The following is a 7,266-nucleotide window of genomic DNA, read 5'->3' as shown; positions in this document are numbered from 1 at the left end:
TATATCACCATGTTTTACAACAGCTATCGGTTGCATTCATACCTGGGTTATAAAAGCCCAAATCAATATGAGGCAGAAACGGAAAATATGAAAAAGGTTGCTTAACTGGGGTGTCCGGATTTACTTGACCAGGTCAATTCAATCCAAGGAGGAACTCATTGATCTTGCCCTATCGTTGGCATCCGGTCAGCAACTGGAGGCGTGGAAAGGAACCGCATTAAACACTCTTCTTCACAATTCTGGAGAGGGTTTGGCACCAGTCGACTGGAAAGCACGGCCTTCGGTTTGGCCAATCGCTCTACTGTACCTTGGCACCTGGGGGCCATTATGCATCGCAGTGCTTTTGATGGGTGGCCTAATCCGCGCGTGAAACGGATTGCCCAACAGCATCGCTGTTGGGTACCGTCGTCGCTTGCCGGAATGATTTTTTTGTTTGTTAATGACCGGCCTGTCTGTGTCTGTCAGTGGCAAGTACCGTATAAAGTGAAGGAACGACAAAAAGAGTGAATGCCGTACCAATAGCCAGGCCCACGCCAAGGGTGAAGCTGATGGCAAAGCGACTCTCGGCACCCGGGCCGCTGGCAGCGACCAGCAGGGGGATCAGGCCGAACAGGGTCGCCAGTGTGGTCATGAGAATCGAACGCAGTCGTAGTGAAGCAGCTTTTTCCATCGCTTTGCGCCGGTTAAGTGACTCCTTCAGCTGTAAATCATTGGCAAACTCCACGAGCAAAATGCCATGCCGAATGATTGAACCAATGAGTGCCAGTAGACCGATTTGCGTATAAATGTTGACGCTTACGACGCCAAATGCAAAAAAGATCAGGGCACCGGCCAGAGACATCGGTACACTGACCAGCATGACGGCGGGATCACGAAAGCTGTTGTACTGGGCCGAAAGAGTCAGATACATAAACATTACTGCCAGTGCAAAAGAAAACAGGAGTGCCGAGCCTTCGGTAACGTACTGCCGCGATTCCCCAGCCCAGTCGGTCACATAGCTGCCGGGCAGAAGCGTATCAGCCTGTTGCTGGAGATATTCAACAGCTTGCCCCAGGGTAATGCCGGGCGCGGGAACGGCCGACAGCGTAGCAGAGTTAAGCTGATTGAAACGTAACAGCTGACGTGGCTCAACCTGCTGGGTCAGCGTTGCGATAGCTGAGAGTGGAATCAGTTCCTTTTCATCGTTGGCAATGTAATAGTCCAGCAACTGCTCTGCCTGCAGGCGATACTGCCGTTCCACTTGCGGCACGACACGATAGCTGCGACCGTCAAAGCTGAAAAAATTGACATAGTTGTTAGACAGCATGGTTGCAAGGTCATCGCCGAGATGGCGCATATCGATGCCGATAGCGGCGGCTTTGTCGCGGTCAATGTCAATACGGTATTGCAGGCGGTCGAACTTTAAATCTGACTGAATGTAGGTAAACAGACCGCTTTGACGCGCCTGACGGGCGAGGGCCTCGGCGTTGGTGAAAACGGCTGTGGGGTCGTCAATGGAACTGATGATGAACTGCACCGACGTGCCGCCGGTTGAGCCTGGCAGCGACGGCAGCGAAATCACCACAGCCTGCAATCCCGGGTTTTGTGTGACCAGCTGTTGTATCTGCGGTTTAAGTTGCATCTGGGTTTGATCACGCTCACTCCAGTCCCTGAGCGAGAGACCGCCGAAGGCGCTGGCACTGCTGCCACTTTGCGGACCGATATTGTTCACCATAAAAACATGTTCGATGTCCTGAAACCGTCCTACATTTTGTGCCAGCAATGAAGTCCAGCGCTCGAGTTGATCGATGGACATATTCGGGTCACCTTGCGCTGCAATCATCAGAAACCCGTCATCCTCCACGGGGGCAAGTTCTCGTTCGGAAGCCGTGTATAAAAAATAGACGCTGATCAGTATCAGTCCGCCGAGCCCAAGCACCAGCCAGTGCCTGTCCAGAGTTTTGCTAAGCAGCGTATCGTAACTGTTTGAAATACTTTTGAAGGCAGTATCGACCCATTGAGTACTTCGCCTGCGCTTCATATTATGCTGCAACAGTTTCGCGCACATCATCGGTGACAACGTTAACGCAATCACGCCGGAAACCAGTGTTGCGCCCGCAACCGTGTAGGCAAACTCGGTAAATAATGTGCCTGTCAGACCCCCCATCAGTCCGATAGGCGCGAAGACCGCGAGCACTACGATATTCATCGCAATAATTGAACCCGAGAGTTCATTCGCTGTCTGCTTGGCGGCCTCATCTGGCGTTGCACCGGCCTCGATATGCCGCATTGCATTTTCCGCTATGACAATACCGTCATCCACGACGGTTCCGATTGCAAGAATCAATGCCAGCAAAGTAAGCAGATTAATGCTGTAACCCAGCATTTGCATTATGAAAAAAGCACCAATAATCGCCAGCGGCATTGCAATACCGGGAACAAGTGCCGAACGCAGCGCGCCCAGAAAGAAAAAAATGACGGTAGTAACGATGAGCAGTGCCTCGATCAGCGCATGGATAACTTCGTTGATCGAGTCTTCAATGGCGACCGTACTGTCGTAGACGACTATGCCTTCCAGGCCTGCCGGCATTTGCGAATAAATATCCGGCAGCAGGGCTTTCACGCCTCCGACAGTATCCAGCAGATTTGCGGTTGGCGTAACGGATACACCGATAAAAACGACCGTGCGGTCGTTGAACATGACGGAACTTTCGTAGTTCTCCGCGCCGAGACTGACCTGAGCCACATCGCTTAACCGGATGATTGCGCCGTCTTCTTCCCGTATCACCATGTTGCGAAAAGCATCGACCGATTCCAGATCCGTACTCGTCTCCAGAGAAATCGACAGCACCGATCCTTTGGTGTTTCCTATGGCGGCCAGATAATTGTTGTCGGCAAGCACGTCTCTTACTTCGGATGCAGAGATACCCAACGCAGCCATTTTGCGCGAATCGAGCCAGATACGCATGGCGATTGACTGAGCGCCCAGAATGACAGCTTCCTGAACACCCTGTAGTGTTTCCAGGCGTGGACGAACTGCCCGTGTCAGGTAATCGCTGATCTGTGTCGCATCCAGTACATCGCTGTAAAAAGCCAGATACATGGCAGCCTGGTCGCTGCCGGTGCTGACGGTGACAATCGAATTTTCCGCGCTTTGCGGCAGCTGGTTGCGGACCTGTTGTATTTTAGTCAGAATTTGAGCGACTGCATCGTTCGGATCATAGTTTAATACCAGCTGCACGGTGATCACGCTTTGTCCCTGACTGCTGGCGCTTTTCAGATACTCGATGCCGTCCATCGTTGCGATTGCCTGCTCCAGTGGCGTGGTTATAAAGCCGCGAACAAGTTCCGCATCGGCCCCGATATATGGCGTGACCACCGTCAGCGTGGTCGTGACGGTTTCAGGATACTGACGTACATTTAACTGCATCAAAGCCTGTATTCCCAGCAGTGCAATAACGAGGCTAATGACGCTCGCCTGTACCGGTTTATCGATAAACTGCTGCAGCAGGCTCATGGTTCTTCCGGTCTCGGTTTGGCTGCTTGCAACACATCGTCGTCGGAGATAATGATTGAGGCCCCTTCGTCAATCTTGATTTGACCTGCAGTGACGATACGATCGCCTGCCTGCACCCCTTTCAGGACTTCCACCATCAGCCCGCGCCTTTCTCCGGTTTTGATAAATCCCCGTTCGGCTATCAATGCTGGCGGATGCTCCGGTGCATGTGCTGAATCCAGGGATTGATTCCGGCCTGCCGGTTCAGGCACTGTTGTTGTACCAGTGCCGGAGAGACCGCTCTGTTGTGCTGATTGGCGTACAAAAAAAACGGACTCTCCATAAGCATTGAAGGTGACTGAACTCACCGGAATGACGATCACGGGTCGTTGCCTGCCAAGGTCAATTGTGACATCTGCAAACATACCGGGTTGCAGGAGTGCCTCGTCGTTGGGAAGCAGCGCCTGAACTGTGAAATTGCGTGTTTTCTCCGAGACTTTGGGATTAATTGCACTGATTTTTCCTGTAAATATCTGCGCCGGGTAGGCCGCTACCTGTATTTCGACTGTTTGTTCCGGATAAACCTTTGCAAAGGTATGTTCCGGCAGGGTAAAGTTTACAAAAATAGGAGAAATTGACTGCAATGTCACTATCGACGTTCCCGGTGAAATCAATTCACCGGGACTGATCTGGCGGATACCCAGCTTACCCGCAAAGGGGGCGCGAATGGTTTTTTTGTTGATGCGTGTACGCTGTTCTTCTACCTGCGCCTTGAGGTTTTTTGTATCAGTTGTCGTTTGCTGCAGTGCAGCTTCTGAAATGAAACCCCTGTCGACAAGCTGGCGTGCGCGGTGTTCATCGCTGCGCGCTTTCTCAAGCTGCGCCTCGAGCGACCGGAGTTCGGCGTACTCAGTACTGGTATCAAGTTTAACAAGAAGATCGCCCGTTTCAACGTAAGCGCCGGCATTGAAATCAATTTCAACCACTTTGCCGGCGACTTCAGTCGTTACGTCGATACCCTGTATAGCCTGAACTGTACCGACAGACGTCAGTTGAGAGCGCCAGAACTGCTGCTCGGCCCTTGCAGCGGTCACCACAACCGGTGGCGGTCCACGCCGGTAACCGGATTGTCCATCACCGCTGGATTCAAAATAATCATAGAAAAGATATCCTGCCAGCACGAGAACAAATCCGCTGATGATCCAGATGGCAGTGGTGCGCCTGTAAGACATAGAGTTCCCGATTTTCCTATCGTCGTGTTTAGGGGCTCAACGGAAAAACTACAGTGACGGTTATAGTTTTGCAGTTACGGTTCTGGCAAACGCGTTTACTCTGTCAATACGGTATTTTTCATCATCGAGCGCCTGTCAATAAATACTGCACTTGTTTTTCATGATAGCGCAATTGGCAATATTTTTAACCCTTTTGTTGGCAGCAAATGGCAGCGGGACGATTGATTGTACTCATTAATTGTGTGCAATAAGACTGTAACAGTATGAAACGGCCAACAAAATACAGATATCAATTAAAACAGTTTGTGCTTCGTGAAACACTACGTATTTGTACTTATATTCTCAGGCAAATGAATTTGCTAATCTATCAGGCATCACACATAAACGAAAGATCGCTGGTTTGGCGATACGAACGTTCCGGCTTTATCCCCTATGAAGGAGTCTATGTAATATGATCCTGTCACTGAATGATCCCTTGCTTCAAACAACCTTCGATCGGGCATCAAAGCGAACGCAACGTGTCGTACAGGCGGGCACTCAAAGTGTGGCGATAACGACACCTTTTCCGTCGCCGCATGACTGGCGGGATGTCTGGATCTATTTTCTGATGCTGGACAGATTTAATCGCGACGACGGCCTGCAGCCGGTCAGCTTGCCGTATGACAAACCCTTTGGTCAGTTTCAGGGCGGCACCTTCAATGGTGTCAGAGCTCAGTTGCGTTATATCAAGGATCTCGGAGCCGGGGCAATCTGGCTCTCGCCGGTATTGAAAAATCGTCAGTCAGACCTGCATACTTTTCATGGTTACGGAATTCAGGATTTTCTGAGACCCGAACCGAGGTTCGCGTCGGTTCCGGGCAAGGAAGATGAAGAACTGCGCGCACTGGTCGACGAGGCGCATGCTTTGGGGCTGTATGTCATTTTTGACATCGTGCTTAACCATGCCGGCGATGTTTTTGCTTACAAGGGCTTTGGTTCCTCCGCGCCTGGCGGAAGCGAGATGCGGCCGGTTGAATGGCGTGACGAGACCGGGCGGGCGCGGGCCGATTTTCCGGTCATCGAAAACATTCCTGATCAGCATCGTAACCCGGATGCGCTGGTCTGGCCGACGGAGTTGCAACAAAACAGATTCTTTCGCCGCAAAGGCAAGGGTGGAGAGGATGGTGGCGACTTTGAGTCATTGAAGGAGTTTGTGACGGATGTGCGTGATGGTCAGATCTTTCCCGTTCGAAATGCATTGATTCTCGCTTACCAGTATGCCATTGCGCGCTATGATATTGATGGATTCCGTATAGACACCTTGAAATTTATCGAGCGGGATTTCGCCCAGACCTTTGGCAACGCGATGCGGGAATATGGTTTGAGCATTGGCAAAAAAAATTTTTTTTCCTATGGCGAAGTGTTCGACGACGAAGCGCGTATTGCCGAGTTCATTGGTCGCAATACCCGTGACGGCAGCGATCTCGTTGGCGTCGATGCCGCATTGGATTTTCCGCTTTTTTTTCGGTTGCCATCATTTGTCAAAGGATTTGCGCCTCCAACGCAGATTATCGATGTTTATCGGCGCCGCAAAGAGCTGGGACGCGACATTCTGACAAGCCACGGCGAAGCAGGGCGGTTTTTTGTCACGTTTCTCGATAATCATGATATGAAAGAGCGGTTTCGCAGTGCGAACTCGGATGAACCGGACAAATTCGACCCGCAAGTCACACTTGGTATTGCCGTATTGTTCTGCCTGCAGGGCATACCATGTCTCTATTACGGTACCGAACAAGGGTTGCGTGGCCGCGGAAACAGTGATCAGTTCGTACGTGAAGCCTTGTGGGGAAAACCCAATGCATTTGATCCCGTTCATCCAATCTACAAAACCATAAATTGCCTTTCACGCATTCGTGATAGCCAGCCTGCATTGCGATATGGTCGGCTCTATTTCAGGCCAATTTCGGGCGATGGCGTGCATTTTGGTACATCACCCTACGCGCCGGGCGTACTCGCGTTCTCACGTATCCTGAATAATCATGAAGTCGTCGTTGTCGCAAATGCCAGTACAGAAATGGAATTTTCCGGTTATGTGCTGGTCGATTTTTTTATTAATGGTGACGGTGACCGGTTTCGTGTGCTCAACGATTCATGTGCTGCCGTCCCGGAGCCGGTAGAGACGCGGAACGGCCTTGAAATTTATGAGGTTGATGGCGGAACAGCCACCGGTCCGGCAAAAATGATCAGTGTAAGGTTACGGTCGATGGAAGTCCAGATTCTGGCCAGATAAAACGACAAAATCAAATCAGTTCAATACTTTCCCGAGCACAGCCCAATGAGGGCTCATCGTCCCGCTTGACGGGGGGATTGTAGGTCATGCGGCTTTTCTGCTGATACGCTTATTGAATTTTTTACCGATGTTTTTATTGTCGACCGGCTTGCCTGGCCGTTTTTTGTATTTCTGTTCATTTGGCTTTTTACCGGCAGCGCCAGGGTTCATCAACCGGTTGATCGCATTCCATTTTCCGGTATTCGCCGGTGTCACCAGACACATGGCGGAGCCTTCCGCGCCAGCGCGGG

Annotated in this window: 6 protein-coding genes; 3 read left to right on the top strand and 3 right to left on the bottom strand. The window is 51.2% G+C overall.

Features of this window, described 5'->3' with window-relative positions:
- Together BMY62_RS16745 and BMY62_RS15415 are read left to right on the top strand one after the other, a co-directional pair.
- Positions 1-105, top strand: a 105-nt coding sequence (locus tag BMY62_RS16745; RefSeq protein ID WP_371264103.1) for an IS3 family transposase, incomplete at its 5' end; no start/stop codon positions are given.
- A 19-nt stretch (positions 106-124) separates the two neighbouring features.
- On the top strand, positions 125-370 hold the full coding sequence (locus tag BMY62_RS15415) for a hypothetical protein (protein ID WP_143058843.1): 246 nt from the start codon (positions 125-127) through the stop codon (positions 368-370).
- Between the two features lie 66 nt (positions 371-436).
- Here the strand turns inward: BMY62_RS15415 and BMY62_RS15410 are convergent, their stop codons facing one another.
- Entirely contained in the window at positions 437-3,496 is a 3,060-nt protein-coding gene (locus BMY62_RS15410; RefSeq protein ID WP_090662047.1) for an efflux RND transporter permease subunit, read from the bottom strand.
- Positions 3,493-4,707, bottom strand: coding sequence for an efflux RND transporter periplasmic adaptor subunit (locus BMY62_RS15405; protein WP_090662044.1), 1,215 nt, complete (start codon positions 4,705-4,707; stop codon positions 3,493-3,495). The genes BMY62_RS15410 and BMY62_RS15405 overlap by 4 nt, the downstream gene beginning before the upstream one ends.
- Before the next feature lie 451 nt (positions 4,708-5,158).
- On the opposite strand from BMY62_RS15405, the gene BMY62_RS15400 reads away from it, so the two are divergent.
- Positions 5,159-6,976, top strand: a complete 1,818-nt coding sequence (locus BMY62_RS15400; protein ID WP_090662041.1) for an alpha-amylase family glycosyl hydrolase — start codon at positions 5,159-5,161, stop codon at positions 6,974-6,976.
- An 84-nt stretch (positions 6,977-7,060) separates the two neighbouring features.
- Here the strand turns inward: BMY62_RS15400 and BMY62_RS16285 are convergent.
- The coding region (locus tag BMY62_RS16285; RefSeq protein WP_218143008.1) for a hypothetical protein at positions 7,061-7,266 on the bottom strand (206 nt) is incomplete at its 5' end.

Origin of the sequence: Nitrosomonas marina (genome assembly GCF_900111605.1) — a bacterium.
GTDB lineage: Bacteria > Pseudomonadota > Gammaproteobacteria > Burkholderiales > Nitrosomonadaceae > Nitrosomonas > Nitrosomonas marina_A.
The sequence above is the reverse complement of the archived record's forward strand: the minus strand, read 5'-3'. Positions and strand labels throughout refer to the sequence as shown.

What these genes read in the sequence shown, in the direction of transcription:
- BMY62_RS15410 (WP_090662047.1), bottom strand. Translation starts at nt 3,496, where the DNA reads ATGAGCCTGCTGCAGCAGTTTATCGATAAACCGGTACAGGCGAGCGTC.
- BMY62_RS15405 (WP_090662044.1), bottom strand. Translation starts at nt 4,707, where the DNA reads ATGTCTTACAGGCGCACCACTGCCATCTGGATCATCAGCGGATTTGTT.
- BMY62_RS15400 (WP_090662041.1), top strand. Translation starts at nt 5,159, where the DNA reads ATGATCCTGTCACTGAATGATCCCTTGCTTCAAACAACCTTCGATCGG.